Origin of the sequence: Aquiflexum sp. TKW24L, assembly GCF_023502205.1 — a bacterium.
GTDB lineage: Bacteria > Bacteroidota > Bacteroidia > Cytophagales > Cyclobacteriaceae > Cognataquiflexum.
This window is the reverse complement of the sequence record NZ_JAMFLG010000028.1, coordinates 24815-50313: the sequence shown is the minus strand read 5'-3', so window position 1 is coordinate 50313 and position 25499 is coordinate 24815. Positions and strand designations below refer to the sequence as shown.

Here is a 25499-nt window from a genome sequence, read left to right as displayed (position 1 = left end):
GGAAGTTAATTTACATTCCGGCTGTTTTGAGCTCGGTTTCTTGGTATTTGGAAGGACACTTCATCAGGATTTTGTCGGCTACAAAGAGGTCTTGGTCCTTATAAGCACCGATGACCACGACTTGTTCAGCCCTAGAAAAGTCCGGTGGCACCGGTTCATTGTAAAAGACCTTTTGTTCTGTCCCTTCATTGTCCACCATCAGGAAATAGAATGAAGTCTTGTTTTCATGGACTTCTATTCCAACCACATCCCCGGATTGACCTTTTTTCAACTGACCCACAACGTGGATGGCCTTGTCCTCACCACTGGTTTTCATGGCTTTGGCATTGGAAAAACTCTCATAGGTACTTGCATCACCGATCATTGACATGATGATGATGATGGCTACGGCTATGATTCCCAAACCAATTAAATGTCCTTTTTTCATTATGTATCGATTTAAATTCTTGATTTCTGCTTAATAACTCTTTGCAACTACAGGAGTTTTTACAATCCTTAGTCTTCTTTCATTGCCTTTTCCAATCGGGCTACTTTCCTATCTGTACTGATTACATAAACCAATATTCCAGACAAAACGATCCCAATGATACCAACCAAAACGTATATTTTACCCTCCGACCGCATGACATCTGCCATTTCAACGCCGGAGTTTTGATAATCGTTTTCATTGATTTCAATTTTTTCCTGTCCAAATGCATTCAGACAGAAAGCCATGAACATTAATACTATCCATTTTTTCATGATACCTGATTGATCAATTTATCTTCAAATTTTCTTTCAATTCTTCTCAGCCTCACCCTTATGGTACTGATCCAAGTTCCCAACAGTGTCCAAGCAATGATTGCCGGATAGAATACCATCCTGAGTTTACTGTCAAGGTCATAAGCATTGAAACCGGGATTGCCACCGTTGCCGGGATGGAGGCTGTCTGTGAGTCTAGGCAAAACAAATATCAGGGGTATAAAAGCGGCAAATGCAAATATGTTATAGACGGCACCGATTCGAGCCCTTTGATGAACATCGGTAAGGGAATTCCTCAATATGAGATAGGCAAAATACATCAACAACCCGATGGCGGAAGCATTCTGTTTTGGATCACCGCTCCAATAATCTCCCCAGGTGAATTTGGCCCAAAGCATGCCTGTGACGATACCCAATACGCCAAACAAAATCGCCGCATTGGTAAACTCAACCGCCATATCATCATGCTTGAGGTCATTGCTGCGGAGAAATTTAACACTGTAAACCACCGCTACCATAAGCATCAGGATCATCCCAAACCACATGGTGACATGGAAATGAAGTGCCCTAATCGTCTCATTAAGGATGGGTAATCTCGGTACGTCAAGAAGAAGTCCAGCTGTAAGGGTAAATGCCAACAAGGCTACAGTCAGAATTTTCCACCAATATGATTTCATTATAATGGGTTTGGTTTTTCAAGTGCAAAAATAGGTCATAAGTTCCTTATTCTTCTGCTTTTTATGAGATATGTTGGGGTTATGTGATTTTTCCCACAAAGACACTAAGGCACAAAGAAAAAGAGGGGAACTCACGAAAGGCGATAAGGGATGAGATTAAAAAAAAATTCCCGCTAAGGCGCTAAGCCGCAAAGAAGTTATCATCATTAGAAATTCTGACAATGACCAAACTTTGGAGTTTCGGGTTTCTTAGCCGTTTTCCGTTTGCGAAAAAAAGCTACGGATCTTTTGTCAAAGTCTGATTGTGTTTAGTCCTCCCGATTTTTTTTTCTTTGCGTCCTTGCGACTTTGCGGGAAAAAGTTTCTTTGGGAAAGTCTACCGGCCTATAGCCATCCGACTTGCTTTTTTTTCTTTGGGTCTTTGCGGGAAAAAGTTTCTTTGCCAAAGTCTACCGGCCTAAAGCCATCCGACTTGCTTTTTTTTCTTTGCGTCTTTGCGGCTTTGCGGGACAGTTTCTTTTGAATTTTATGGCCAGTGAGGACACTAATAATGGGCATTTTCTCCCGTACTACAGTTTTTTTCTTTGCGTCTTTGCGTCTTCGTGGGAAAAAGTTTCTTAACCAAAGTCTACCGGCCTATAGCCATCCGACTTGCTTTTTTTCTTTGCGACTTTGCTGGTCAGTTCCTAACTCCTCCACAGATATGGAAATAGAATATACGCCGTCACAGCCACGATAACATTGATAGCCATAAGCGTGACAATCTTATCCAAGCTCACTGACCAATCCAATCCGTCAATGGCATTCTTCGACACACGGATAGCCATGAGCAAAATCGGAATAATCACCGGGAAACTCAATATCGCCATCAAAGTCGCATTGTTGCTCGCCTTGGACGCTATCCCCGATACCATCGTTAGACAGGCCGAAAAACCAACCGCTCCCAATATGAGATTCAACAAAAACATCCCCTGATCCTGAACTGGATTACCCAAAATCACGCTGAAAACCAAATATCCCAACAATGCCAAAACAAGTGTCAGGAGTGTATTGTATATGATCTTGGAAATGATGATGGCTTCGGGAGAAGCTATCATGTAGTAATATAACTGTCGGCCCTGATGCTCCTGCACAAAGCTTTTGGCCACAGCATTGACTGCCGAAAACAGGATAATGATCCAATACAGCGCATTCCATGTCGGAACGCCTATATTACCCTGCTTCGCTCCTACACTGAGGTATGTAATAAAAACTGCCGAAACGACATACAGAAGAATGCCATTGAGCGCATACTTCTGCCTCCATTCGAGGGTGATTTCTTTTTGGATCAGAACAGCAATTTCTTTGAGCATGGGGCAAAGATAAAAAGTTTGGTGATATGTAGGATTGTTCGAAAAAATCAAAAATAGTGGTCCAAAATACCATATATAAAATGAATTGCCGCGATCATCGTAGAAATTGGAAATTAAATTCCGAATATCTGATCACCAAAGTTTATTCAACTTTCCAAAAATCATTTTGTATAGAAAACCATCATTTCCTTTCTTGGCTTTGGTTTGAGTAATCCCAAGTTCATTTGGGCAAGGTATGTTAAATGATGCTTCAGGGTCTTTTCGTGCAACTTGTAATTTCTTCCCTTTTCGACCTGCTCTTTTCCGGTAGGAATTTGACCACAATTTTCTATGTCTTTCAAAATTTTGACAGCAGCTTTTGCCAGCAACTTTGAGGTTTTGATGTCAACCTCCACCAAACTATCCTTTGGGTCTAATGACGGAAACACTTCTGCCAAAATATTTCCCCTATCAACTCCTTTAGTGGTGTAATGGAGACATCCGCCAAGGTTCTCAAAATCCTTTTTGATGTAAGCCCAAAACAACGTGTCATTACCACGATAGTGTGGTGGCATGCCATAATGGACATTGATGGCTGCGATTTTTGGTATATTGAGAATCTCCCCTTTCAGGATCGGCGCATTGCAGGTAAATAAAATATCAGGGTTAAGCGACTTAATAAAAGCAAGACCTCTTTTTGTATTTATTTCTGTAAAGGGGATGCTGACCTTAGTAAAATCATGATTCTCAAGATTAAAATGGTGGGTCCTCTTCTGTATAGCTATCTTATGGAACTTATGGAAGAACCTTAATCCATTTTTATCATAAAATGATCGGGATTTGGTTTTTTTTGCGATTACTGACTTGCTTTCCTTATTCGTTAAAACACCCTTACTCTGCTCGGAATTAACCAATGTGACGTAGTCAAAGTTTTTGACAATTTCATGAACTACAATCTTCTCCCTTGGGGTGCACTGACTGATAATTACTATTTTCATTGGACCATATCTAAACTTTACCATACTGCTCTATTGTGGAAAAGGTTGTCATCGGTTCCATTATTTTATGACTTCCGTCATATTTTTTATGAGCAATCTATTTTTATTGAGATTACTGCTTCTGCCAAAATGACATTTCTACCTAATTGGAACAGGCCTTGATAAGGCAATTGTATCAATATTGTATTCACTAAAAAAAAATAGCTATGCAGGAAAAAGGTACCATCTCGATACATACCGAGAATATCTTCCCGATCATCAAGAAGTTTTTATACTCTGACAATGAAATCTTCCTCCGTGAATTGGTTTCCAATGCGGTAGATGCCACACAGAAAATCAAAAGATTGGCGACTTTGGGCCAATACAACGGCGAACTCGGCGACATCACTGTCGAAGTGGCTTTTGACAAAGAAAAAAAAACCATCACCATCACTGACCGTGGCCTTGGTATGACAGCCGAGGAAATCAAAAAGTATATCAATCAGATTGCTTTCTCCGGTGCGGCTGAGTTTGTGGAAAAATTCAAAGATGCCAAAGATGCCAATGAGATTATCGGTAAGTTTGGTTTGGGTTTCTACTCCGCATTTATGGTGGCCGACAAAGTGGAAATCAATACCCTTTCCTATCAGGAAGGCTCTGCAGCGGCACGCTGGACCTGTGACGGCAGCACTGAATTTGAAATCAGCGCAGGGGACAGAACCGAAAGGGGAACCGAAGTCACTTTGTTTATCAATGCAGATTCTGAAGAATTTTTGGACAAATGGAAGCTTCAGGGCATCCTCGACAAATACTGCAAATTCCTTCCTGTTCCGATCAAGTTTGGTACAAAAACAGATTCTGTAGAAGACGGTGAAGATGCCGAAGGCAAAAAGAAATGGAAGTCTGTCGAAACAGATAACATCATCAATACCACTGCCCCGATCTGGACCAAGTCACCAAATGACCTGAAAGAAGAGGATTACCTTTCATTCTATAAGGAACTTTATCCAATGGGCGAGGATCCGCTTTTTTGGATTCACCTGAATGTGGATTATCCTTTCAACCTGACAGGCGTGCTGTATTTCCCCAAAGTCAAAAACGACTTCGAAATGCAGAAAAACAAAATCAAGCTTTTCAGCCGACAGGTGTTTATCACAGATGAAGTGAAAGACATTGTTCCTGAGTTTTTGATGTTGCTACATGGGGTGATTGACTCACCGGATATTCCGCTTAACGTGTCCCGAAGCTTCCTGCAGGCGGATAGCAATGTGAAGAAAATCAACAGCTATATCACCAAAAAAGTAGCAGACAAGCTTGGAGAACTTTTCAAAAAAGACCGAAAAGTCTACGAAGAAAAGTGGAATGACATCGGCCTTTTTGTCAAGTATGGCATGATCAGCGAAGACAAATTTGCCGAAAAAGGAAAAGATTTCGCTTTGCTCAAAAATACCAAAGGCGAATTTTTCACTTTGCCTGAATACAAAGAAAAAGTCAAGGCGATTCAGACAGACAAAAATGACCAAACTGTCTATCTCTACGCCACTGATGTCAACAAGCAGGACGGATTTATCCAATCTGCCAATAAAAAGGATTACGATGTCCTGGTGATGGACTCTCCGATCGACAGCCACTTCATCCAACACCTGGAGATGAAGGAAGAAAAAACCCAACTGAAGCGTGTAGATGCGGATGTTGCTGAGAAGCTGATCGAGAAGGACGATTCCTATGCCAACCTCCTTACCGAAGACCAATCCAAGAAGGTGAAGGAAATCTTCGAAAAAGCAATCTCCAACGCCACCTACAGCGTGGATGTGGCTGGACTCAGTCCTGAGGAAATGCCTGTGACGGTGACGATGGATGAGTTTATGCGCAGGATGAAAGACATGGCGCAGATGGGCGGCGGAATGAGCTTCTACGGTTCACTTCCCGACAACTACAAAGTAGCCATCAACGGCAACCACCCTGTGATCGACAAACTCCTCAAAACCGAGGATGAAGAAGCGCAGACAAAGCTTGCCAAGCAAGCCTTTGATTTAGCTTTGCTTTCACAAGGCATGCTTACCGGCAAAGACCTGACTGCCTTTGTGAAGCGAAGTGTGGAATTGATATAATCTTAGAACCCTTGAGGTTTTTTTCTAAACCTCAAGGGTTTTCTGACATTTTACAATCCAATATTAGCATATTTTATCATTAAACCTTCGAGGTCTCAAAGACCTCGAAGGTTCAACCCCCAAACCCTTGAGGTTTTTTTCAAAACCTCGAGGGTTTTTTGTTTTCTGATCCATTAACAAGCTGATTTTCAAAACCTCAAAGGTTTCTGATACTTTCAATTCTTCGAGGTTTTCAGAAACATCAAAGAACAATCAAGCCCTTGGAAAATCCGGTTTTCCAAAGGCTTTTTAAATTTATTATTAAGAGTTTAATATTTTTTACTACTGAAAATCAGCGATTTAAAAATTTTTACTAACATCAAAGTAAATAATCTATTGCTTTTACCATTTTTTTTTTTTTTTTACATTAGATCAAGAATTAGTTTTGTCGACAATTTTTAATTCAAATCAGTAATAAAATCAATTTTCAATCTTAAAAATTTAAAAAAATGAAAAAGTTAATGATGATTATTTCAGCAATTTTGTTTTCGGTTTCAATACCTTCTGACATTTTTGCGGCAGGTTGCACAGTATGTGAAACAGGTTCGGATGAATGCCACAGAGTAATGATAGGTAATACTGTTCATATATTTTATGGAGTAGAAAAACCATGTCCCGAAGGTATAGAATAGAGAACAATTTTAAAGGCTATCCAATTGATAGCCTTTTTTACATTTTATGCACATAAATTAACCAAAATCATGAAACCCAAATTACTTTTGCTTCTAATGCCAATAATTATTGGAGGGTGCTCAGGAGAAAAAAGAAGCCAATTTAATGATTCACAAAAATTTGAAAAAAGGGAGATCGAACTTTTACCTTTTAGCGATGAGGTAACCCGAGCATTTGATTTGTTAATTCTAGAAAATCACTTGATAGTTACTGATCCCGACCAAGAATTCCATTTTAAGGTGTTTGATATAGAAAGCCAAAAGCTCATTGGCAAGTTTGGAAAAATCGGTGAAGGTCCATGTGAGATTCAATTTCCATCTTCTGTACAAAGGATCGTGGGTGAAAAACAAAAGATCGGAATTAATAACCGAAAAAGCTTTTCTTACTTAGAATTTCATTTAGATAAAACAAACGGAATTCTCAAAGATTCCTGTTTTCCGGTGAATGGTAAATTTGATTTCAACTATCAAAAATTTGTAAGAATAAATCAAAATAAAATTGTAGGCACCGGCCTTTTCCAAAGCAGGTTTGCTATATCCGAAATAGAGGATAATAGAATCATAAATTTAATGGGTAGGTATCCGTTTGAGGAGAAGCTGAAGGAATATCCTCATGAGGCTTTGGCTATGGCTTTCCAAGGTGATTTATTGGTTCACCTTTCAAAACCTTGGGTTGTATCAACTTCACGAAATTCTTTCAATTTCGATATAGTTAAATTTGGGGAAGATGGTGTTATAAATCAAATAACAGAAAAACACTTTTGGCCACCCTCATTTGAAGGAGAAGCGGGAGGTTTTGTACAGGCCAGAATGAAGGAAGACAATAAATATGGATGCTTGAGTACAACAGTTTCTGGAAATTTCATTTACGTCCTATTTTCTGGTAAAACTCAAGCAAAAAGAGGAACAGAAAGTAATGAAATCCTGGTATTTGACTGGGAGGGAAATCTCCAAAAAACTATTGAAATAAATTCTCCTTTAACTCTTATAGCTGCCTCAGAAAATGATGAGTATTTAATCGGTTATTTGGATGATGGTAAAACCAATATTTTCAAAATCGATTTAAAATAGAAAACTATTAATTTAAAGTAAAATTTAGAAAAGCATAATTCCAGTCGCCTATTCATGATTGGGATGGTAATCCAATCAAAGTTTTGTAATTGGATCAACAGCTGAATTTAATTTCAGTTTCTCAAAATGATGACTATTTGATCGGATCTGTTGACGATGGTCAAGCCAACCTGTATAAGTATAAATTGAAATAATAAGCCTTCTTGACAATTTCCATTTGTTTAAAAATCATTTTGCTGATTGGAAAAGTGAAAGCGTTTTAAATTTTGATATTTCAACTTTTGACAAATTCAATTCTTCAAGGTTTTCAAAAACCTCAAAAAACAATTAAGCCCTTGGAAATTCCGGTTTTCAAGGGCTTATTTTGATTTATAATTTAGACATTAATAATGTAAATGATACTTATCAATATAAGTAATGATTTTTCTAGTTATTTATTCACCTAACTCATTGATTTTATCATTTTTTTTTTTTTACCTTAGACCAAGAATTAGTTTTGTCGACAATTTTTAATTCCTAACAGTAGTTTAAATTTATTATCAACCCAAAAATTCAAAAAAAATGAAAAATCAGAAATTTAATTTTAAAATGAAGCTTGCAGCTCTTTCATTATTAGTTGCAGTGGCAATTAATTTTGGACTTGTCGCACAAGATCAAAGTGTGGCAGGAGGAACTTCTTGTGCTGATTCTTGCGAAACTGATGATTTTAGAGTTTGTAGCATTGCCGCAAAAGACATAAACGGTCATGAAATTACGGTGTTGTGTCATTACATGACAAAAAAGTAAATAATTCCCATAAGGCGACAGATAATTATCTGTCGCCTTAAAATTTAATCCAATTAAACAATTCATATGAAAATAAATATAAAAATTCTTGTGTTTTCTATTTTAGCATTTTCTTGCACAACCCCAAGTGAAAAATCAATATATAAAGATGCGATTATTCAATTCTCAGATAAGAATTTAAAATCAGAATTAACTCTTAAAGGAGAAATTATTAAAAATATTTCTGATTCTCTAATTAGACCGACAACTCTTCTACTAATTGATCAGGATATTTTAGCCATTACCGATATTCAATCCAAAAATGTTTTTCATTTAGTTGGATTACCAAATTATAAGTATTTAGGAAATTTTGGTAAGAAAGGTTTCGGTCCTGGAGAAATTGAGGTACCCTGGAAGCTTTTTCAATCTGGAATAGGAATTTTTGGAATATATGATGCTGAACAGAAAAAAACAGTTGAATTTTCCATCGATTCCATTTTAATAAATAATTCCTACTTAAATGAAATAAAGCTAGGATCTGACGTAAATAGCAACAGTGTTGCAATAAAAAATAAAAAATTATTTTTTACAAACTCAAATAACAATAATTATAGTTTATTCTCAAAAGATTTGGATACCGAAAATAAAAAATCATACGGGAAGTTTCCAGATTTTCAAAACTATTATCCGCAAATTCCAAAAGCTGAATTAGGGGAAATCATAGGCTTTACTAAACTTATAAACTATGATGACATATTTGCACTTTCCTACTATAATGTCCCCTTAATAGAAATTTTTAATTACAAATCCAACGATTGGATATCAATTTCAGGACCTGACCCATTACCTGTTTTGCCTTTACTTGGGAAGAATATTTATTATGGTTCAATATGCATAACCGAGCGTTTTATATATGCTCTTTATTATGGAAGGGATGATACGTTTGAAAATCCATCAAAAACAATCTATGTTTTTAGCCATAACGGTACATTTGAAAAAAAAATAATACTAGAAACAGGAATTTTTGATCTAACTGTTTTAAATGACCAATTAATTTTTGGGCTTACAAGAAATATTGAGGAATTTGAATATGCCTTATTAAAGTTTAGCTTAATTTAAGATGTATCAAACCTTATGGAACAAAAAAACCCCAATTAAGGGGTTTTATGTTTAGTTGATTTTCAGAGATTGATTACTTTCCTTTTCCCAATACCATTGTTTTCACAGTATCCATGATGATATTAAGGTCAGTGAGGATATTTACCTCTTCAAGGTATTGCAAATCATAAGTCATCCTTTCACACATTTCGTCAACGGTCTCAGCATACCCGTAATTAATCTGACCGATTGAAGTGATACCCGGTTTGATGGCTTGTAGCTTTCTAAAAGCCGGTGCTTTTCTTACAATCTGATTGATGAAAAATTGTCTCTCTGGTCTTGGACCTACTATAGACATGTCTCCTTTCAATACATTCCAAAATTGTGGAATCTCATCCAAGTGAGTTTTTCTCATGAAATTACCCCACTTGGTGATTCTTGGATCGTTTTCAGTGGTAGTCTGAACACCCAATTTCTCAGCATCTACATACATGCTTCTAAACTTCACAATGTCAAACGGAACGCCATTTTCACCGATTCTTTCTTGCTTGTAGAAAACTGGACCTTTAGAAGTGATTTTGGTGATCATCATCAAAGTGAAGTAAACCGGTAAACCGAGTACCAGAACTGAAAAAGAAAATGCGATATCAAATGCCCTTTTGATTACTTTGGCAGTAGCATCAATTTCTTCTTTGAAAGTCTTGGTTTGGGACTGATCTCTCAAAAAGATCATATCCGTAAAGGATAATAAACTTGGGATAAAAGAACTCTCCTCGTATCCCTTGTTATATGTGATTTCAGTTTGTTGATTATTGCGATTCATATAGTTGGCTAATTTTAGTATATCACAATATCCAAGTTCCATGCCAAGGGATAAACCTGCTTATTCTCTTATAAAAGGGCTATTTTATTGATTTCATCCAAAAAAATTGGGGAATTATTCCCCAAAATGGGGAAGGATTGGGGATTAAAAATTTGGGAAGATTACCCTACTTTGAAGGGTTCCAAAACCTCCTGTGCATGGAAAAAGATTGATTGAAATGAAGGGGAATTTGGTCATGAAGCAAGCCGGCTTTGTACCCAAGCCATTTTGCCAATAAAGAGCATCCAGACTTTGGTAACAATAGCCAGTTGTGCTTGAGCAGATAGGATATCTCGGATTTCAGGTATTTCATTCCCTCACTTTCGGCCCGGCCAAAGTGGTCAAAAATCCATTTGTTGTCCGCATGGAATACACCGATGTCAAAATAGCGCTTGAATTCTTCTTTGAGGCTATAATCATGGGAATGGTAAACTTGCGCATCCGCTATATAACCTTTTCTCCAACCTTTGAGCAACATCTGTCCTGCGATGATTACATCTTCCCCCAAGATAGATCCGGAAGGAAACCCGCCTGCCACTTCGAAAGCTGTTCTTCTGTATGCCGCAAATGAATTGGAACAGGAAATGGTCTTGATACCATACTTGGTAGCATCTTCCATTCCTCTCGTTTGCGAAGTGGAAGGATAATTAAAGATCCGGGCATGTGCTTCCAATTCTTTTGCTCCCTTGTGCGGTAGTTGCCGGCCATAGACCATACCTAATGCCGGATTAGATTCAAAGTGCTTTACAAGATTGGCGATGGCATCCGGATGGGCAAGAATCGCATCTTGGGTCAGAAAGACGTAAAAGTCAGCATTAGGAAAAGTTTCCACTGCAAGTTGCCGAGTTCCTCCATGGTCAAAATCATTTTTATCAACCTTAAGGATCTCAAATTCCCTGATATATGGACTTGACAAGGTATCATCAGTCGAACCTGAGTCTATAATGATTTTCTTTTCAATTTCCACCGTCTGAGAAATGATCCCTTCCAACACAGCAGGCCACAAAGACCCGGCGTTCAAAGTAGGGATGTAAAGGTTGATTTTCGTCTTAAGCTCCATCACATTCCCTTGTTAATTATTCTGATTTCCCCATACTGAGGGACTCCTTGGGTGAATTTTTCCCCTTCTACAGAAGCAGTTCCTTTTCCTCTGAATATTACCGCCTGGATTTTCCCTACACCCACATGTTCGTTTCCAGAAAGAAAAAGATTATTGGGATTATTACTTTCCAAGGTGAACCTCGTTTTGCCTCCTGCTAGGGACATGAGTTTATTGCCTGAAATCTGAAGATTTTCAGCCCCATTATCGACAATACAGCTGTTGATAGATTGGATAGCATTGTTGGTAATGGAAACATGCTGAGCTGTTTTTTGAACCAATATAGCATTTGATCTTAGGCTGCTGATTTCATTTCTTCCTATAGAAATACTGCTTGCTTTGACTACAAGAAAAACAGGATTTTCAGATTCACTGCTGATTTTATTTCCGATAAAACTCACATTGCCTACCAAATTAAAATTCATCATGCCATTGGTGATCTCATTGTCCATCACCAATAGAGAATCAACCTCCACACCATTTGGCATGGAAATATTATTCAATCTGTTCTTTTGTAGGGAAATTTTTTTGGCCCTCACATTTGCCAAGAGATTAAGGTTCCCAAATTCGTTGCTTACCAAATTCAAATGACCTAGCCCCAATACAAGCTCCACCTGATTGTCAGCTTTATTACTCTCTGCATAGATCTCACCACAATTTTCGATGTAAAGGGCAGGTCTGTTATTTTTTTCTGCTGTATTGTTAATCATCCTAACGCCGGACACATTGATCAATGTCGCAATTCCCGAACCGTCCGGAGTTGATTTCCCACTGACAAAACCATTTCTCTTGGAAGTATTTTCCTCGATCAAGCAATTGATATCCCAATATGGCTTTTCTGAACGGTTGTTGATATCAATGGCATCTGCAGCATTGTCTTCCATGAGGTTGTTGATGAAAGAATAATTTTTTTCTATGCCACTATTCCCAAATGCCACTTGGATCGCACTCATTCCATTAAACCGAAAAACTGAATTCAAAACTGAAATATCCTTACTATAATGGATAAAAACCCCGTTCTCCCCATTGTATTGAATATTTGAATTATCGATGATTATGTTTTCACTTTCAAGAATCCTGATACCGGTTCCCGGTTGGTAGGTATGGGTCTGCAGTCTCGGGATTCCATAATGGCTCACTTTTGTTTCCTGGATAGAAACCATTTGACACTTGTAAAGCAAGATGCCTGCAAATGACCTGAGGCTAGTTCCATCTCCTTTAAATTCCGATTTGTCAATGCTGATATTGCTGCTGCCCGTCAGGTAAATCCCTTCATTTTGAGATTCCAAACGCAGGATGAGGTGAATATCAGATACATCTTTTCCTCTAATGATTGGGGCCGAAGAGTTCTGTTTGGATTGAGAAAATTCCTCTAAAATATCAACCTGTTGTCTGAGAATTCCCAGACTCTTTAAATGTACTCCCGATTTTAAACCGATCGTTTTCACCAAAAATATACCCTCAGGAATCAGCACTGTATCACCCGGAGAGCCACTTCTAATTGCCTCCTGAATCGCTTGTGTATCATTGGTCATACCGTCTCCCAATGCTTGAAAATCTTTTACGTTGATAATTTTTCCGCTTTGCAACCCCCAACTTTTCGCAGGAAAAACCAGAACGGAAAGCAGCATGAAAAAAATTACATGTCGTATTTTAGTACCCATTTCAATATTTTTTGAATTTCACTTAAGAAAGTATGAGATCCCAGGTCTTTTGGGCAGTAGTCTCCCATGAGAACTGCCCTGCCCTCTCAAAGCCTTTTTCCACACATTTTTGATAGAAAATCCGGTCATTTACCATTTGCTCTATCCCTGATTTCATGGCCTCCACAGATAAGGGATCGACACAAAGTGCAGCACCACCCGCTACCTCAGACAAAGCACTTCCCGAAGAAGTCAGCACCGGAGTCCGGGATGCCATCGACTCAATCAAGGGAAGCCCGAAGCCTTCCATCAAGGAAACAAACAATGTGGCATAGGCTCCTTTGTAATACTTGGGAAGTTCATTTTCAGGTATAAACCCTAAAAACCGTACCCTTTTTTCAATCCCCAGCTTTTTTATCAACAAATCCAAACCTTCATCAGGCTTGCCGGACAACGCGAAAACAAACTCTTCGGGGATATCTGCGGCTGCAAAAGCAGCCATCATGGCCGGGATATTTTTGTTTTTTCTGCGGTTTCCTACATATAGAAAATAAGGTCTGCCAAGAGAGATTTCCTCTGAATTACTTAGAAATGAAGCATCCACGCCATTATAGATCACGGATATGATTTCCTCTCTGATTCCAAGAAGGTCAATCAATTGCTGTTTACTATAGTGGGATACCGTGATGATATGCTTTGCTTTTGAAGCTAGCCTCGCAATGACTTGGCGGTAATAAATCCCATGCAACTTAGAATAGTAAAAAAGATGCATCAAATCATGGATGGTAAAAATGAATGGGACTTTGGAAAAAAGTGGTGGCATAAATGATGGACTGTAGAAAATATCCACAGTTGAATTTCTGATCTCATTGGCCAGCATCAAAGGTGAGAAAAGACTTCCCAATCCCATGTTGCTTTGCACAAAACTACAATCCGCCTCAGCCGGAGTCAAAGCCATCACTTCCTTGTATAGCCTACCAATGCCGGTATCTCCTGCCCACCTTCCGTCTATCAATACGCTTTTGGTTTTCATATCAGGGAAAGTTTTGTTTCCTTAAAATTGACAGAACCGCTAGTTCCCAACAGATAAACGAGTGCTAAGTAAAGAATGATGTCATTGTCATAGCCTGAATACAGAATCATCATGATCGCAATCAATGGCAAAAAGACCATGATCCAAAAATGTGTGTTTGCCATTTTTTTAAAACAAGCCTGAACAAAGTAAAAAAGGAAAGAGGCAAAGGACAAAAGCCCTACTATTCCCAACTCCAGATAGGAATTCAAGAAAGTGTTGTGGATATGTGGTTCGCCCCTATAAAACTCAGAATACTGTTGCATGAATTCCGGCGCTTTTTCAAAGCCTATTCCCCAAATAGGGATCTCCCTCAAGTTTTGGAAGAATGCTTTCCAATATACCAACCTCGTCCCCATTCCGTCATTGGAGGAAGTGAGTTGGTCTATACGGATTATTTTTTGCAGGACGAAAGGAAAGGCTGCAACCACAAAAACGATCATTGCAATTCTCATCCAGTTGTGAGATGAAATCCATAACAAATACCCGCAACCAATGATCAATGCAACAATCGGAGTGCGGGACATAGACAGGTAACCCAATCCAAAAATGAAGATGATCCGCAGGATGGCGACCCTGTTTTTTTGAACTAATGGAATCAAAATGTATGGAAATCCGATCATGGCGATACGAGCCCCAAACATGTTTTTGTCATCCACTCCCCAGATGTACAGGTCTTTGTTGTACAGCATGCTTGCCTGTCCCGATGAAGTACTTCCGCCAATTAATCGGAAATCCAATGCCTGATGGTAATAGAGCAATTGCAAAAAGACAAGGATAAAGATCAAATGGAGGATGAGGTCAAGGGATTTGATCAACCTTTGGTTATCCCGCCGGGAAATCCAAGTGACAGCAAAATACAGAAAAACAAAATTCACCAGAAGCTTGATGATATTGGTCAATCTGGAAGTTTCAGTATCATAGACGGCGATAAAGCTGATCAATGCAAACAATCCAAAAACAGTAAGGAAAATGGACCATTTTGGAAAATCCAATTTTGCTGTATCAAAATAGAAAGCCAATGCACTGACCAAAAAAACGACCGGATAAATTTTGATGGGGATAAAAACTGATAGGATAGCAAAGCAAAACAGGATCTCAGAAGGCCTTACAGCTCCAATGTCAAAACCAAAAGTTCTGAGATTATCGTATTGCCTCTTATCCAAGTTTTCTTCCATCAGTTCAACAAATTAGGTTCTCTTGGTTTTGATGGCATTTTCCATGACCTTTTCATAGGCTTGGATCAACCTATTCCCATCCAAGATTTCAGACACAGAATCTCTTGCATTCCCACTTAGCCAGTTATAGAGGTCCGCATCCGAACTCAGTTTTTCCATCGCATTGCCCAATGAATTTGGGTTTTTTGCTTCGCAAAACAAACCGTTAACGCCATCGATAACCGTTTCCTTTAGCCCCCCTGCCCTATTGGCAATGACAGGAATATGGTGTGCAAGTGCCTCAATCGCCACCATCCCTAGAGGTTCCTCCCAAAGTGAGGGCACTACCAATACATCGATCTCCTTAAAAAATTCGGCAGGAACTACTTGTCCTAAAAATTGGATCCTTAAATCATTCACTTTGGTTTGGAGAAAATCTTCATATTCTGATTTTCCCTTTCCCGCGATAAGCAACGAAGCGTTAATCTTGGAGTGTTGAAATTCGGCCATCAACCATTCTATTCCTTTGATTTGGGATAAAGTGCCAAGGTATCCGATCCTGAGTTTTATATTACCAATCCTTTTTTCTTTTGGTCCAGGATCGGGAATGGATCTCGTGTTGTGGATCACATACTTTTGTGCATTTGCAAAATAACCTTGCTGTTCAAAGCGGCCAAGGATGCTCTTGCTGATTCCCACAACAGCCGTCACTTTTAACGATTGCTTTTGATGATTGATCCTCAAAATTTTACAACTGAGGCAGATCTTGTCGCAGGGAGAATCTCCTTTGTACATGTTGCTATTGGCACACAGCAAATATAAATCATGCAGTACTTGGATGATGGGTACCCCAAATTTTTGAATTTCATCATATACTGCTACCGACCAACCGGCGAGGTTGTGACAAGAAACCAGATCCGGTTTTTCTTTTTCCAATACCTCAGCTACATAACTTTTCATTCCTGCATTGTAACTGTCCCGAAAGTGCCAAGCCATCCGGTTTGCCGTTGGATGCTTTTTTTCAGAATAGGGCCAATAAAAATTTTTCAACCCTGCCCGATATACTTTCACTCCATTCTCAAAATCAACTTTCAGTCCTTGCTCCGGCACCATACTCAATACCACCACCTCATGCCCTTTTGCCTGCATGCCCTCTACCAAAAGCTTCAGTGAAAGCTCTGCTCCACCTCGGATATAAGGACTATACAGCGTATTGATATAAAGGACTTTCATTTTCTCTTTAATACAGCCTGGTAGACTTGCTTCAAACCTTCAGTAACCATTTTTTTGCTATGATTGTCCTTGACGTATTGGAACATCTTGGCACCCATATTTCTGAAAATTTCGGGATCTGACTTTTTCAGAAAAAAAGCAGTTTCCATCATTTTATTGAGCTTAGTGGCATGTTCTTCTTCTGACTCATAGTCATAGGATAAAAATTGAGACCCAACTTCCTTCATATCAGCCAATGTTCCAATCTCGGGACAGATCACTGTTTTTCCGTAAGAAAAAGCCAGGAGTACCGTTCCGGAATTCAGGCTACTATTGAGGGCATAAGGTAAAACCAATAAGTCACATCCCCTGATTAATTTGGGAATGTCTTTGTCAGGAATGAATTCCAATTTCAATTTGATATTGTTGAAAATCCCTGCAAACCGGGACAGATGTTTTTTATAATCTTCGGATTTTGAATTGCCGGCAATGGTCAATTCAACTTTATCTTCCAGATGTCCGGCTGTTTTGATCAGTAGTTCGATATTTTTATAAGGCTTGATTGCTCCAAGAAAAAGCAGTTTCAGCGCCCCATTTTGATCATTTTCTTTCACCACAGGACCATAACTTTCTATAAAATCAGGATGTGGCAAGTAATGGATTTTAGATGCTAATGAAGGATGGATTTCAAGAAGTAAATCCCTCGATTGGCTACAATGAATAATGATAGCATGGGAATATCTGATTAGCTTCCTGGTAAGGATATTGCTCAGATGCCCTGATTGTTTTTCATGGGAAACCCTATTATGCATCGTCCAAACGAGCTTTTTACCGCTCATTCTGATCACTTCCAAAACCAATGACTTCTTAATAAAACTTGAAATCATCTTAGTGTAAGATGTGTCATCCAAGTTTTCAAACCAGTTGAGATGAACCAATTTGATTGAATTGAAATGCTTCAAACCGGAAAAAAAATTATCCAAGGGATGCACCCTATACCCGGACACCTCCAATGCATCCACCATGATGGAGATGTATTTGTTGGCTTTGTTGACCGGTGGATTAAAAATGATTTCCATGATGTTTAGAGGCTTGTGGCCTTCCTTTTCATATTTTGGCTTTTGGCAAATGCCAATAAGACGTCTTTGACAGAAAGTCCGAATCGTGACCGGTTTTTCAGCCACGAAATAAGTTTCTTGAATGAATCGGAGACCATCACCTTGCTCAAGGTGAAAATCTTCCTTTTGTGCATGTAATTTTTTTGATTCAAAACCAGATGACGGTGGAGAATTATAGCATCTGCATCGGTAGGAGATTTTTGGAGAAATCCTTCTAGCCATTTGGCATACCCTTCATCTGCAATCATTTTATCCAAATCATTGCTTGTCGTCGAACTGATCGACATTCCATGGCTTCTGTATTTGAATACCGGCTTATTGCTATGTGCAATCCCATGAGTGGCAGAAGCAATAAATGCGGTGATGTCGTCCGTGCCCCAAGCAAGCGGTAAATAGTAGAAGCCGCCACTTTCCCGCAGGGCTGAAGTCAAATAGACATAATCCGAAATGTAATTCGAGCGGTATTGATTCAGTCGATGCCAAATGGAATCATAGACAGACTCAAAGGATGGACAAGCTGGAGTCAGCATTTGGGTTTTTCCCGTATCATCGATGATCTGACTCCTGCAGTGGTACACATGCAGACCGGGATATTTTGACATCAAATCAAGAAATTCCGCAAGGTAATCAGGCTCCAGAACATCGTCATCGCCCATGATCATGATGTATTCCCCTTTGGCAAGGGAGAGGCATTTATTCCAATTGTCCACCAATTTGACCGCACCGACATTGGTTTCGTTTTTGTAATAACGGATCCTATTTTTATCAAACTCAAGGACAATTTCTTCCACAGGTTGCGGAGAATTGTCATTTAAAACGATCAGCTCAAAATCCTGACAAGTCTGATTGAGAATGCTTTGAATGCATTCTTTCAGGTAGCTGCTTTTGTAAGCAGGGATACATATGGAAAACTTTACCTGATCAGTTGATGTCATCGGTCGCTGTTTTGTTAAATAATTTTTCCTTTAAATAACTGACATCAGCAGCTTTGACCACAAAGGTGATGTGGTAGGCTAAGAATAAAACCACAAAAACCGCTGAATTGACAAGGATACTTACAAAAGGATTTTCAATTTGGATCCACCCTCCGAAGTAGTGTGCAAGCAGCATTGCAATAACTGCGCCTAAAAGAGAAGGGAAAAACCCACCAAAGAAAATGTTGTGGCTATTGAGCGACAATACCTTTGGGATATAATAGAGGTAAAAAAATCCGATCTGGATCACCATATAAGCGAGGTAGCCTATCACCGCGGCACCGACATTGAATTCGGGAGCCAATACAACGGTAAGCGGCAAGGAGACCAAACAGCCTATTGCCGAGGAATAAACCAATGCTCTGGTTTTTCCAGAAGACAGCACAAGACTCGCCACAGGCGTATTGTGCATCGAAAGCAAAACCGTCAGCAGCCATATGACGAGCCAAATCGTCAGGTGGAGATAATCCTCACCCATATAGACAAGGAGAATTTTATCAGCATTCAGAATCAGGATAAATACCACAAAAGTCAAAAATACAGAGATATACCTCGTGGCCTCGAAGACCATTTTTTCCATTTTGGGATGGTTGTTTTCTGCATATACTTTGGAAGCTGAAGGGAGTAATACCTGCATGAAAATTGTTCCAAAAGACAAAACAAGCATCGCTATGGTCTGGATGACACGGTATTCGGTCAAGACCTCAAGCCCGGATGCATACCTTGCCAAAAGTATTGGACGGAGCTCATTGGCAGAAAACTGAAAAATTCCCATCACAAATATCGACATGCTGTAGCCGATGATTTGGCTGAATGCAGACCAGTCCCATTTTGGAGAAAGCAATTCCCGGATCGGAATAGGATATACCCGAAGGCGATGGATATAAAAAGGTAAAACAATCAAATTTGACAAAGTATAAAATAGGAAATATACCGGGAGTGACCACTGGAACTGTATGGCTGCCAAAGCCACCAAAAAATTGAGTATGCTGCTGATGAAAGTGATTCGGTTGACAAATCCGAGCTCGTCCTTGGCACTCAGGAGTTGGATGATCACATTGGAAAGCCAATTGAAAACCGTACTTCCCGCTAGGATGTACATCATGATTCGGTATATGGGTGCCTGTTCCTGTGAAATATTAAAAAGGGAAGGCCCATAGTCGGCCATCAAAACAAAAATCAGTGAATTGATCAATCCAATCCCTCCGTAAAAAACCATGCTGGACCTTGAAGCCCTCATGATTTTTTTGTACTTGGATTTTGACTCCCACATGGCAAAATACCGCACGGAGCCTACGTTCATCCCCAAATCCATCAACCTCAGGTAAGCATTGAGCGAAAATGCCAAAGCAATCAAACCGTAGTCTCCCTTGCCATAATATCCAACCAACAAAGGAATCGTCACGAACTTGGCCAAGGCATCAAAGATTTTGGCGACAATGCCCCACATGGAACCTGAAAAAATTTTCTTAACTGATGTCGGTCCGGCCATTTTTTACTGTAAGATGAAAAACTTGGATTGGATATTAATCTTCTTGAAGCAAATCGGATGCTAAATCATCCAAATACCTTTTATTTTCACCAGATTAAATATAGAAGAGCCTATGGAAATTGTTGTTCATTAAATCTAGGCATAATTATAATCACACATGATAATAAATTTTTATACCAAAAAAAACACTTTGACGATGCTACAATGAGCTTTTGCGACGCATCATGTGAAAGATCAAGTCGTTCAGATCACAGAATTTCAAAAAAAGGTAGAATTTTTGCAACATATAATGGATATGGAAAAAATACTGGTTATTGGCGCATTTGACAGGTACAACTATGGCGACCTGTTGTTTCCACTTATTATTGAAAAACAACTCAATACTTACAATATCGATTTTGAGTTCCACTTTTTTGGCTTGGTTGAAAGTGACCTGTCCAAAGAAGGAGGTTTTCCTACCGAAGACTTGCAGGCATTTTATAAAGCTTGCCAAAATCCAACCGATAAAGTCCATGTGATCGTAGCTGGTGGAGAAGCTTTAGGCGTGACTTGGCATTCTTTGTTGGCTGCACTCAACAAAACCTACCAAAAAATCCACCGGTACCATATCCGTATCTCAAAAATCGTCGACCTGAATGGTATCGCCAGAAAGGTATTGGGAGGAAAAACAATCCTACCCTTTGTATTTACCAAGTCAGATTTCCCGGGAGTCAAATCAGTGATTTTGAATTCACTTGGAGGTTCAGGATTGAAAAAAGCACAATTTGAGCAGTATGACTTTTTGAAAAAGAAATTAATCCGGGCTGATTATCTCGCTGTCAGGGATAAAACCACTGTATCCAACCTGAAGGAAAATGGCGTAAACGCCCAACTATTTCCTGATTCTGCGATCCTGATGTCGGAATTTTATCCTGTCACCATTTTGGAGACACAAATAACAAATGAGGTTCGGTCATATGTAAAGGAAAACAAAGGCAGTTACGTTTTTTTCCAGATCAATAAAAAGACCACCGTTGGCAAAGAGGATTTGATTGCTGCAGAATTAGATAAAATTCAGGAAAGGGAAAATGTAAAAATCTGTCTTTGTCCCATCGGCAAAGCACTGAACCATGACGATCATTTGGCTTTGGAAGCAGTCAAAGGGAAAATGATATCCCCTGCTACCTATTTTGATGCGGACAACATTTGGGATATCATGTACCTGATCGCTAATTCCAAATGCTATATCGGGACAAGTTTGCATGGTGCCATTACAGCATTGAGTTATGCTGTCCCGCACGTGGGACTTAAAGTGGAAAAGCTGGATGCCTACCTCAATACCTGGGGCGCAAAAGGAAATAATTTTGCTGTTGATTTCTCAGAAATCTACACCCAATTTCTTGCAGCCACTGTCATCTCAAAATCAGTCTATGAAGAAAAACGGGACATTCAGATCAGTGAAATGAAAAAGGCATTTGATCAGATGGTCAAAATCTTGCAGTGAGCAAAGAAATTCAATTCAGAAATTTGGCGCCTGCTAGCGTTTTGTTTTTTTGAGATGGAATTAGTGGCCCATTTTTTCAGAATGTACCAGTTCTTTGATGGAAAAAGAAAAACCCTATTTTTGTATCCATGCTGTCCAAAAAAACCAAGTATGCTTTTCATGCCCTGACGTACCTCGGCAAACACCGTGACAAAAAGACCGTACTCATCCATGATATTTCTGAGGAATACGGTATTTCACATAAATTTTTGGAAAACATCCTCCTGGAACTCAAAAAGGCTGGAATCCTCGGCAGCAAAAAAGGAAAAGGGGGCGGATATTACCTGATCAAAGACCCTAAAGATGTGGCGCTATCTAAAGTTATCCGTTTGCTTGACGGGCCAATTGCCCTACTCCCATGCGTCAGCCTCAATTACTACGAACCTTGCGTGGAATGCAAGAGTGAAGCGCTGTGCGGCCTCAATAAAGTGATGATTCAAGTACGTGACGAGATGCTCAATGTATTGGAAAACAAGTCTTTGGCTGACATTTTGGATAAAGAATAAAATTTTTTATCTAATTACCCTATAATATTTATAGACTTTATATACTTTTGCTAATCTATTATAGCCGTATTATCCTGTGAGTTTAAAAGTCCATTTAGATTACCTCATTGAAAAGGTGGAGAACCTTAGCCCAATCGAAGGATTGGCATCTCTTGCTGATCAATTCAGCGGCAAAATTGTTTTTTCCTCTTCTTTGGGACAGGAAGATCAGGTGATTACACAATTGATCACAACCAACATGATCCCCATACATATATTTTCATTGGATACCGGAAGGCTTTTTCCCGAAACTTTAGACCTGATAGCGCGCACAGAAAGTAAATACAATACAAAAATCAAAGTCCTCTATCCTGAAAGAGAATCTGTCGAAAACCTGGTTGACGATATAGGTATCAATGGATTTTACGATTCTGTCGAAAACCGCAAAGCCTGCTGCTATGTCAGAAAAGTCGAGCCATTGAAAAGGGCGCTGCAAGGAAATAGCATCTGGGTGACCGGGCTTCGTGCTGAGCAAAGTGCCAACAGATGCGACATGAAAAAACTAGAATGGGATGAAGCCAATCAGATCATCAAGTTCAACCCCCTGTTGGATTGGACCTACGAGGAGATGATTTCCTACATCAACAACAACCACGTACCCTACAATCCTCTTCATGACAAAGGTTTCATCAGCATTGGCTGTGCACCTTGTACGCGAGCCATCCTACCGGGAGAAGATGCCCGTGCAGGACGGTGGTGGTGGGAGGATTCCAAAAAGGAATGTGGCTTACACGCTAGGTGAGAAGCGAGAGACGAGAAGCGAGAGAAAAGACACGAGATTTGAGATTTGAGATTTGAGAAAAAAAATTAAAAAAGACATGTCAAACCTATTCATACCTAATCCCAAAGAAGCAGAATCGATCCATATCCTGAGGGAAGTGGCGGCACAGTTTGAAAGACCGGTCCTGCTTTTTTCGGGAGGAAAAGATTCTATCACTTTGGTCAGATTGGCCCAAAAGGCATTTTATCCGGCGAGGATTCCTTTCCCTTTACTGCACATTGACACAGGACATAATTTCCCGGAGACCATCGAGTTTCGTGATCAATTGGTTGCAGAATTGGGTCTTGAACTGATCGTCCGCAACGTACAGGACAGCATCAACCAAGGCAAAGTCACCGAGGAAAGAGGAAGATATGCAAGCAGAAATACCTTGCAGACCACTACCCTTTTGGATGCCATCGAGGAATTCAAATTTGATGCCTGCATCGGCGGGGCGAGAAGGGATGAAGAAAAAGCAAGGGCTAAGGAAAGGGTCTTTTCTGTAAGGGATGATTTTGGACAGTGGGATGAAAAAAACCAACGCCCTGAGTTGTTCGACATGCTTAATGGTCGAATCCATCAGGGACAAAACGTGCGGGTTTTCCCGATTTCCAACTGGACTGAATTAGATGTATGGGAATATATCAAAACTGAAAACATCGCCATTCCTTCCATCTATTTCGCCCACAAAAGAGAAGTTTTCTTCCGTGACGGGATGGTTTGGACCGCAAATGAGCATGTGTATAGAGAATCCCACGAGGAAGTATTTGAGAAAATGGTCAGGTTCCGCACCGTCGGCGACATGACCTGTACTGCGGCCGTGCTTTCAGATGCTGATACTTTAGAGGCTGTGGTAGCAGAAATCAGGGATTCAACGATTTCCGAAAGGGGAGCGAGAATCGACGACAAACGCTCCGAAGCAGCCATGGAAAGCAGGAAGAAAGTCGGGTATTTTTAAAGGAGATGTGAGACGTGATGTGAGACGTGAGACACTAGACATGAGACGTGAGACAGATTGGTCAAAAAATTAGATTCAGCCATAGTCCGTCGTCAGTGGTCCGAGGATCAATAACCTAATAACCATTAACTCAATTACCATTTCCCCATGACACACAATAGAAAACTTATAAAAATCGCAACAGCAGGATCGGTGGATGATGGCAAAAGTACCTTGATCGGAAGGTTGCTATATGATACCAAATCCCTGACTACCGATAAGCTGGAAGCTATCGAGAAAACCAGCCGTCAGCGTGGGTTTGATTACCTAGATTTTTCTTTGGCAACAGATGGCTTGATTGCAGAGCGCGAGCAGGGCATTACTATTGACGTGGCGCATATCTATTTCAATACTGCCAAAACCAATTTTGTCATTGCCGATACTCCAGGACACGTGGAGTATACCAGAAATATGGTGACAGGCGCCTCCACTTCACAGGTGGCGATCATCCTCATTGACGCCAGAAAAGGCGTGATCGAGCAGACCAATAGGCATTTCTTTATCAGCAACCTCCTCCGTCTTGGGCATGTCGTCGTTGCTATCAATAAAATGGATCTAGTCAATTACGACGAAGATGTTTTCTTGAAAATAAAGGCAGACTTTGAAGTTTTGGTAGAAAAGAGCGACTTCAAAACTGATCAGATCACCTTCATTCCGATCTCTGCGTTGAAAGGAGAAAACATAGCAAAGCATTCTGAACTCATGCCTTGGTATGTGGGCAACACACTTTTGGACCATCTAGAGGTCTTGGAACCATCGGATTTGCACGAAAGCACAGTGGCTAGATTTCCGATCCAGTATGTCACGAGACCTAGGACGGAAGCCTTCCATGATTTCAGGGGATTCTCTGGGAAACTTTATGGCGGCAGCCTAAAGGTGGGCGACGAAGTGACGGTATTGCCTTCCTTCACCGAATCCAAAATCAAAACCATCCATTTCTTCGATCAGGAGTATTCCGAGGCATTGCCCGGAGCTTCCATCACGATCACATTGGAAGATGAAGTCAACATCAGCCGAGGCGACATGTTGGTAAAGTCCAGCGAACTGCCAAAATCTGAAAAGCAAATCTCCGCAACGATCTGCCAAGTCAATTCAAAGCCTTTGAAAGTCGGAGATAAATACACGCTTCAGCATGGCACCAACAGGGTTTTGGCAAAGGTTGAAAGTATTGATTCTGTGATCCACACGGATTTCACAGGGGAAGTTCCTGCCTCCCAACTCAAACTGAATGACATCGGAAAGGTAAATTTCAGGTTGAGCAAGTCTATCCACTTCGACACCTACCACGACAACAAATCCAACGGCAGGTTTATCCTGATCGACGAAGGAAGTTATGATACGGTGGGAATTGGGTTTATTGATTAAAACTGAAATAAATAGAAATAGATGGAAATAAATTGAAATATAAAAAAGCACCCGACTGCCAAACAAGCTCAAAATATGCAAAATTATTTCGCCGAAGGCATATTTCGCAAAGCATATTTCAACATTATTTCAATACTGACAAGTCGATGTCGACAGATTAAATTCCATAATACCACATTCCCTCCTCGGGGACAAAGATT

At 39.8% G+C, this 25499-nt stretch carries 24 protein-coding genes; 10 read left to right on the top strand and 14 right to left on the bottom strand.

The annotated features are described in order from the left end of the window. Positions 1–10 precede the first annotated feature (10 nt). The 5 genes from M3O96_RS16455 to M3O96_RS16435 form a co-directional block, all read right to left on the bottom strand. Positions 11–427 (bottom strand): cytochrome c maturation protein CcmE domain-containing protein, encoded by a 417-nt coding sequence (locus M3O96_RS16455; protein ID WP_249722363.1) that lies wholly within the window; start codon positions 425–427, stop codon positions 11–13. A 68-nt stretch (positions 428–495) separates the two neighbouring features. After that, the gene (locus M3O96_RS16450; protein WP_249722361.1) at positions 496–741 is read right to left on the bottom strand and encodes a CcmD family protein; all 246 of its coding nucleotides are present in this window, start codon (positions 739–741) and stop codon (positions 496–498) included. Beyond that, positions 738–1418, bottom strand: a complete 681-nt coding sequence (ccsA, locus tag M3O96_RS16445; RefSeq protein WP_249722359.1) for a cytochrome c biogenesis protein CcsA — start codon at positions 1416–1418, stop codon at positions 738–740. Before ccsA ends, M3O96_RS16450 begins: the two co-directional genes overlap by 4 nt. Before the next feature lie 686 nt (positions 1419–2104). Then, positions 2105–2770 carry a heme exporter protein CcmB gene (locus tag M3O96_RS16440; RefSeq protein WP_113924047.1) on the bottom strand — a complete coding sequence of 222 codons (666 nt, stop codon included), beginning with the start codon at positions 2768–2770 and terminating at the stop codon, positions 2105–2107. Between the two features lie 161 nt (positions 2771–2931). Further along, on the bottom strand, positions 2932–3747 hold the full coding sequence (locus M3O96_RS16435) for a formyltransferase family protein (RefSeq protein WP_249722358.1): 816 nt from the start codon (positions 3745–3747) through the stop codon (positions 2932–2934). Between the two features lie 206 nt (positions 3748–3953). On the opposite strand from M3O96_RS16435, the gene htpG reads away from it, so the two are divergent. The 5 genes from htpG (at position 3954) to M3O96_RS16410 (ending at position 9502) form a co-directional block, all read left to right on the top strand. Further along, on the top strand, positions 3954–5837 hold the full coding sequence (gene htpG / locus M3O96_RS16430; RefSeq protein ID WP_249722356.1) for a molecular chaperone HtpG: 1884 nt from the start codon (positions 3954–3956) through the stop codon (positions 5835–5837). A gap of 488 nt (positions 5838–6325) precedes the next feature. Continuing rightward, positions 6326–6508: a hypothetical protein gene (locus M3O96_RS16425; RefSeq protein ID WP_249722354.1), complete on the top strand. Its 183-nt coding sequence runs from the start codon at positions 6326–6328 to the stop codon at positions 6506–6508. 69 nt (positions 6509–6577) lie between these two features. Then, positions 6578–7618 (top strand): BF3164 family lipoprotein, encoded by a 1041-nt coding sequence (locus M3O96_RS16420; protein ID WP_249722352.1) that lies wholly within the window; start codon positions 6578–6580, stop codon positions 7616–7618. 561 nt (positions 7619–8179) lie between these two features. After that, on the top strand, positions 8180–8404 hold the full coding sequence (locus tag M3O96_RS16415) for a hypothetical protein (protein WP_249722350.1): 225 nt from the start codon (positions 8180–8182) through the stop codon (positions 8402–8404). Positions 8405–8470: 66 nt separating this feature from the next. Beyond that, on the top strand, positions 8471–9502 hold the full coding sequence (locus M3O96_RS16410) for a BF3164 family lipoprotein (RefSeq protein ID WP_249722349.1): 1032 nt from the start codon (positions 8471–8473) through the stop codon (positions 9500–9502). A gap of 73 nt (positions 9503–9575) precedes the next feature. Here M3O96_RS16410 and M3O96_RS16405 read toward each other — a convergent pair whose 3' ends face one another. The 9 genes from M3O96_RS16405 to M3O96_RS16365 all read right to left on the bottom strand — a co-directional run bounded on the left by M3O96_RS16405 (position 9576) and on the right by M3O96_RS16365 (position 20110). Further along, positions 9576–10304, bottom strand: a complete 729-nt coding sequence (locus M3O96_RS16405; RefSeq protein ID WP_249722348.1) for a sugar transferase — start codon at positions 10302–10304, stop codon at positions 9576–9578. A 166-nt stretch (positions 10305–10470) separates the two neighbouring features. Continuing rightward, positions 10471–11403, bottom strand: a complete 933-nt coding sequence (locus M3O96_RS16400) for a glycosyltransferase family 2 protein (RefSeq protein WP_249722346.1) — start codon at positions 11401–11403, stop codon at positions 10471–10473. After that, positions 11403–13106 carry a right-handed parallel beta-helix repeat-containing protein gene (locus M3O96_RS16395; protein WP_249722344.1) on the bottom strand — a complete coding sequence of 568 codons (1704 nt, stop codon included), beginning with the start codon at positions 13104–13106 and terminating at the stop codon, positions 11403–11405. The genes M3O96_RS16400 and M3O96_RS16395 overlap by 1 nt, the downstream gene beginning before the upstream one ends. A 22-nt stretch (positions 13107–13128) precedes the next feature. Continuing rightward, positions 13129–14118 (bottom strand): glycosyltransferase family 4 protein, encoded by a 990-nt coding sequence (locus M3O96_RS16390; protein WP_249722343.1) that lies wholly within the window; start codon positions 14116–14118, stop codon positions 13129–13131. Further along, positions 14115–15335 carry an O-antigen ligase family protein gene (locus M3O96_RS16385; RefSeq protein WP_249722342.1) on the bottom strand — a complete coding sequence of 407 codons (1221 nt, stop codon included), beginning with the start codon at positions 15333–15335 and terminating at the stop codon, positions 14115–14117. The genes M3O96_RS16390 and M3O96_RS16385 overlap by 4 nt, the downstream gene beginning before the upstream one ends. Before the next feature lie 12 nt (positions 15336–15347). After that, positions 15348–16547, bottom strand: coding sequence for a glycosyltransferase family 4 protein (locus M3O96_RS16380; RefSeq protein WP_249722341.1), 1200 nt, complete (start codon positions 16545–16547; stop codon positions 15348–15350). Beyond that, a complete protein-coding gene (locus tag M3O96_RS16375; protein WP_249722340.1) occupies positions 16544–17605 on the bottom strand; it encodes a glycosyltransferase in 1062 nt (353 codons plus the stop codon). The genes M3O96_RS16380 and M3O96_RS16375 overlap by 4 nt, the downstream gene beginning before the upstream one ends. A 5-nt stretch (positions 17606–17610) precedes the next feature. Further along, positions 17611–18579, bottom strand: a complete 969-nt coding sequence (locus tag M3O96_RS16370; protein WP_249722339.1) for a glycosyltransferase family 2 protein — start codon at positions 18577–18579, stop codon at positions 17611–17613. Then, entirely contained in the window at positions 18566–20110 is a 1545-nt protein-coding gene (locus M3O96_RS16365; RefSeq protein WP_249722338.1) for a lipopolysaccharide biosynthesis protein, read from the bottom strand. The genes M3O96_RS16370 and M3O96_RS16365 overlap by 14 nt, the downstream gene beginning before the upstream one ends. 295 nt (positions 20111–20405) lie before the next feature. Here M3O96_RS16365 and M3O96_RS16360 point away from each other — a divergent pair, with 295 nt between their 5' ends. From M3O96_RS16360 to M3O96_RS16340, 5 genes are all read left to right on the top strand, one after another. Then, positions 20406–21593, top strand: coding sequence for a polysaccharide pyruvyl transferase family protein (locus M3O96_RS16360; protein ID WP_249722337.1), 1188 nt, complete (start codon positions 20406–20408; stop codon positions 21591–21593). Positions 21594–21721: 128 nt separating this feature from the next. Further along, the gene (locus M3O96_RS16355; protein WP_249722336.1) at positions 21722–22138 is read left to right on the top strand and encodes an RrF2 family transcriptional regulator; all 417 of its coding nucleotides are present in this window, start codon (positions 21722–21724) and stop codon (positions 22136–22138) included. A 76-nt stretch (positions 22139–22214) separates the two neighbouring features. Then, positions 22215–22919 (top strand): phosphoadenylyl-sulfate reductase, encoded by a 705-nt coding sequence (locus tag M3O96_RS16350; RefSeq protein ID WP_249722334.1) that lies wholly within the window; start codon positions 22215–22217, stop codon positions 22917–22919. A gap of 76 nt (positions 22920–22995) precedes the next feature. Further along, positions 22996–23895 (top strand): sulfate adenylyltransferase subunit CysD, encoded by a 900-nt coding sequence (gene cysD, locus M3O96_RS16345; RefSeq protein WP_241139895.1) that lies wholly within the window; start codon positions 22996–22998, stop codon positions 23893–23895. Between the two features lie 147 nt (positions 23896–24042). Beyond that, positions 24043–25299 carry a sulfate adenylyltransferase subunit 1 gene (locus tag M3O96_RS16340; protein WP_249722332.1) on the top strand — a complete coding sequence of 419 codons (1257 nt, stop codon included), beginning with the start codon at positions 24043–24045 and terminating at the stop codon, positions 25297–25299. The last annotated feature ends 200 nt before the right edge of the window (positions 25300–25499 follow it).

What these genes read in the sequence shown, in the direction of transcription:
- M3O96_RS16455 (WP_249722363.1), bottom strand. Translation starts at nt 427, where the DNA reads ATGAAAAAAGGACATTTAATTGGTTTGGGAATCATAGCCGTAGCCATC.
- M3O96_RS16450 (WP_249722361.1), bottom strand. Translation starts at nt 741, where the DNA reads ATGAAAAAATGGATAGTATTAATGTTCATGGCTTTCTGTCTGAATGCA.
- ccsA (WP_249722359.1), bottom strand. Translation starts at nt 1,418, where the DNA reads ATGAAATCATATTGGTGGAAAATTCTGACTGTAGCCTTGTTGGCATTT.
- M3O96_RS16440 (WP_113924047.1), bottom strand. Translation starts at nt 2,770, where the DNA reads ATGCTCAAAGAAATTGCTGTTCTGATCCAAAAAGAAATCACCCTCGAA.
- M3O96_RS16435 (WP_249722358.1), bottom strand. Translation starts at nt 3,747, where the DNA reads ATGAAAATAGTAATTATCAGTCAGTGCACCCCAAGGGAGAAGATTGTA.
- htpG (WP_249722356.1), top strand. Translation starts at nt 3,954, where the DNA reads ATGCAGGAAAAAGGTACCATCTCGATACATACCGAGAATATCTTCCCG.
- M3O96_RS16425 (WP_249722354.1), top strand. Translation starts at nt 6,326, where the DNA reads ATGAAAAAGTTAATGATGATTATTTCAGCAATTTTGTTTTCGGTTTCA.
- M3O96_RS16420 (WP_249722352.1), top strand. Translation starts at nt 6,578, where the DNA reads ATGAAACCCAAATTACTTTTGCTTCTAATGCCAATAATTATTGGAGGG.
- M3O96_RS16415 (WP_249722350.1), top strand. Translation starts at nt 8,180, where the DNA reads ATGAAAAATCAGAAATTTAATTTTAAAATGAAGCTTGCAGCTCTTTCA.
- M3O96_RS16410 (WP_249722349.1), top strand. Translation starts at nt 8,471, where the DNA reads ATGAAAATAAATATAAAAATTCTTGTGTTTTCTATTTTAGCATTTTCT.
- M3O96_RS16405 (WP_249722348.1), bottom strand. Translation starts at nt 10,304, where the DNA reads ATGAATCGCAATAATCAACAAACTGAAATCACATATAACAAGGGATAC.
- M3O96_RS16400 (WP_249722346.1), bottom strand. Translation starts at nt 11,403, where the DNA reads ATGGAGCTTAAGACGAAAATCAACCTTTACATCCCTACTTTGAACGCC.
- M3O96_RS16395 (WP_249722344.1), bottom strand. Translation starts at nt 13,106, where the DNA reads ATGGGTACTAAAATACGACATGTAATTTTTTTCATGCTGCTTTCCGTT.
- M3O96_RS16390 (WP_249722343.1), bottom strand. Translation starts at nt 14,118, where the DNA reads ATGAAAACCAAAAGCGTATTGATAGACGGAAGGTGGGCAGGAGATACC.
- M3O96_RS16385 (WP_249722342.1), bottom strand. Translation starts at nt 15,335, where the DNA reads ATGGAAGAAAACTTGGATAAGAGGCAATACGATAATCTCAGAACTTTT.
- M3O96_RS16380 (WP_249722341.1), bottom strand. Translation starts at nt 16,547, where the DNA reads ATGAAAGTCCTTTATATCAATACGCTGTATAGTCCTTATATCCGAGGT.
- M3O96_RS16375 (WP_249722340.1), bottom strand. Translation starts at nt 17,605, where the DNA reads ATGGAAATCATTTTTAATCCACCGGTCAACAAAGCCAACAAATACATC.
- M3O96_RS16370 (WP_249722339.1), bottom strand. Translation starts at nt 18,579, where the DNA reads ATGACATCAACTGATCAGGTAAAGTTTTCCATATGTATCCCTGCTTAC.
- M3O96_RS16365 (WP_249722338.1), bottom strand. Translation starts at nt 20,110, where the DNA reads ATGGCCGGACCGACATCAGTTAAGAAAATTTTTTCAGGTTCCATGTGG.
- M3O96_RS16360 (WP_249722337.1), top strand. Translation starts at nt 20,406, where the DNA reads ATGGAAAAAATACTGGTTATTGGCGCATTTGACAGGTACAACTATGGC.
- M3O96_RS16355 (WP_249722336.1), top strand. Translation starts at nt 21,722, where the DNA reads ATGCTGTCCAAAAAAACCAAGTATGCTTTTCATGCCCTGACGTACCTC.
- cysD (WP_241139895.1), top strand. Translation starts at nt 22,996, where the DNA reads ATGTCAAACCTATTCATACCTAATCCCAAAGAAGCAGAATCGATCCAT.
- M3O96_RS16340 (WP_249722332.1), top strand. Translation starts at nt 24,043, where the DNA reads ATGACACACAATAGAAAACTTATAAAAATCGCAACAGCAGGATCGGTG.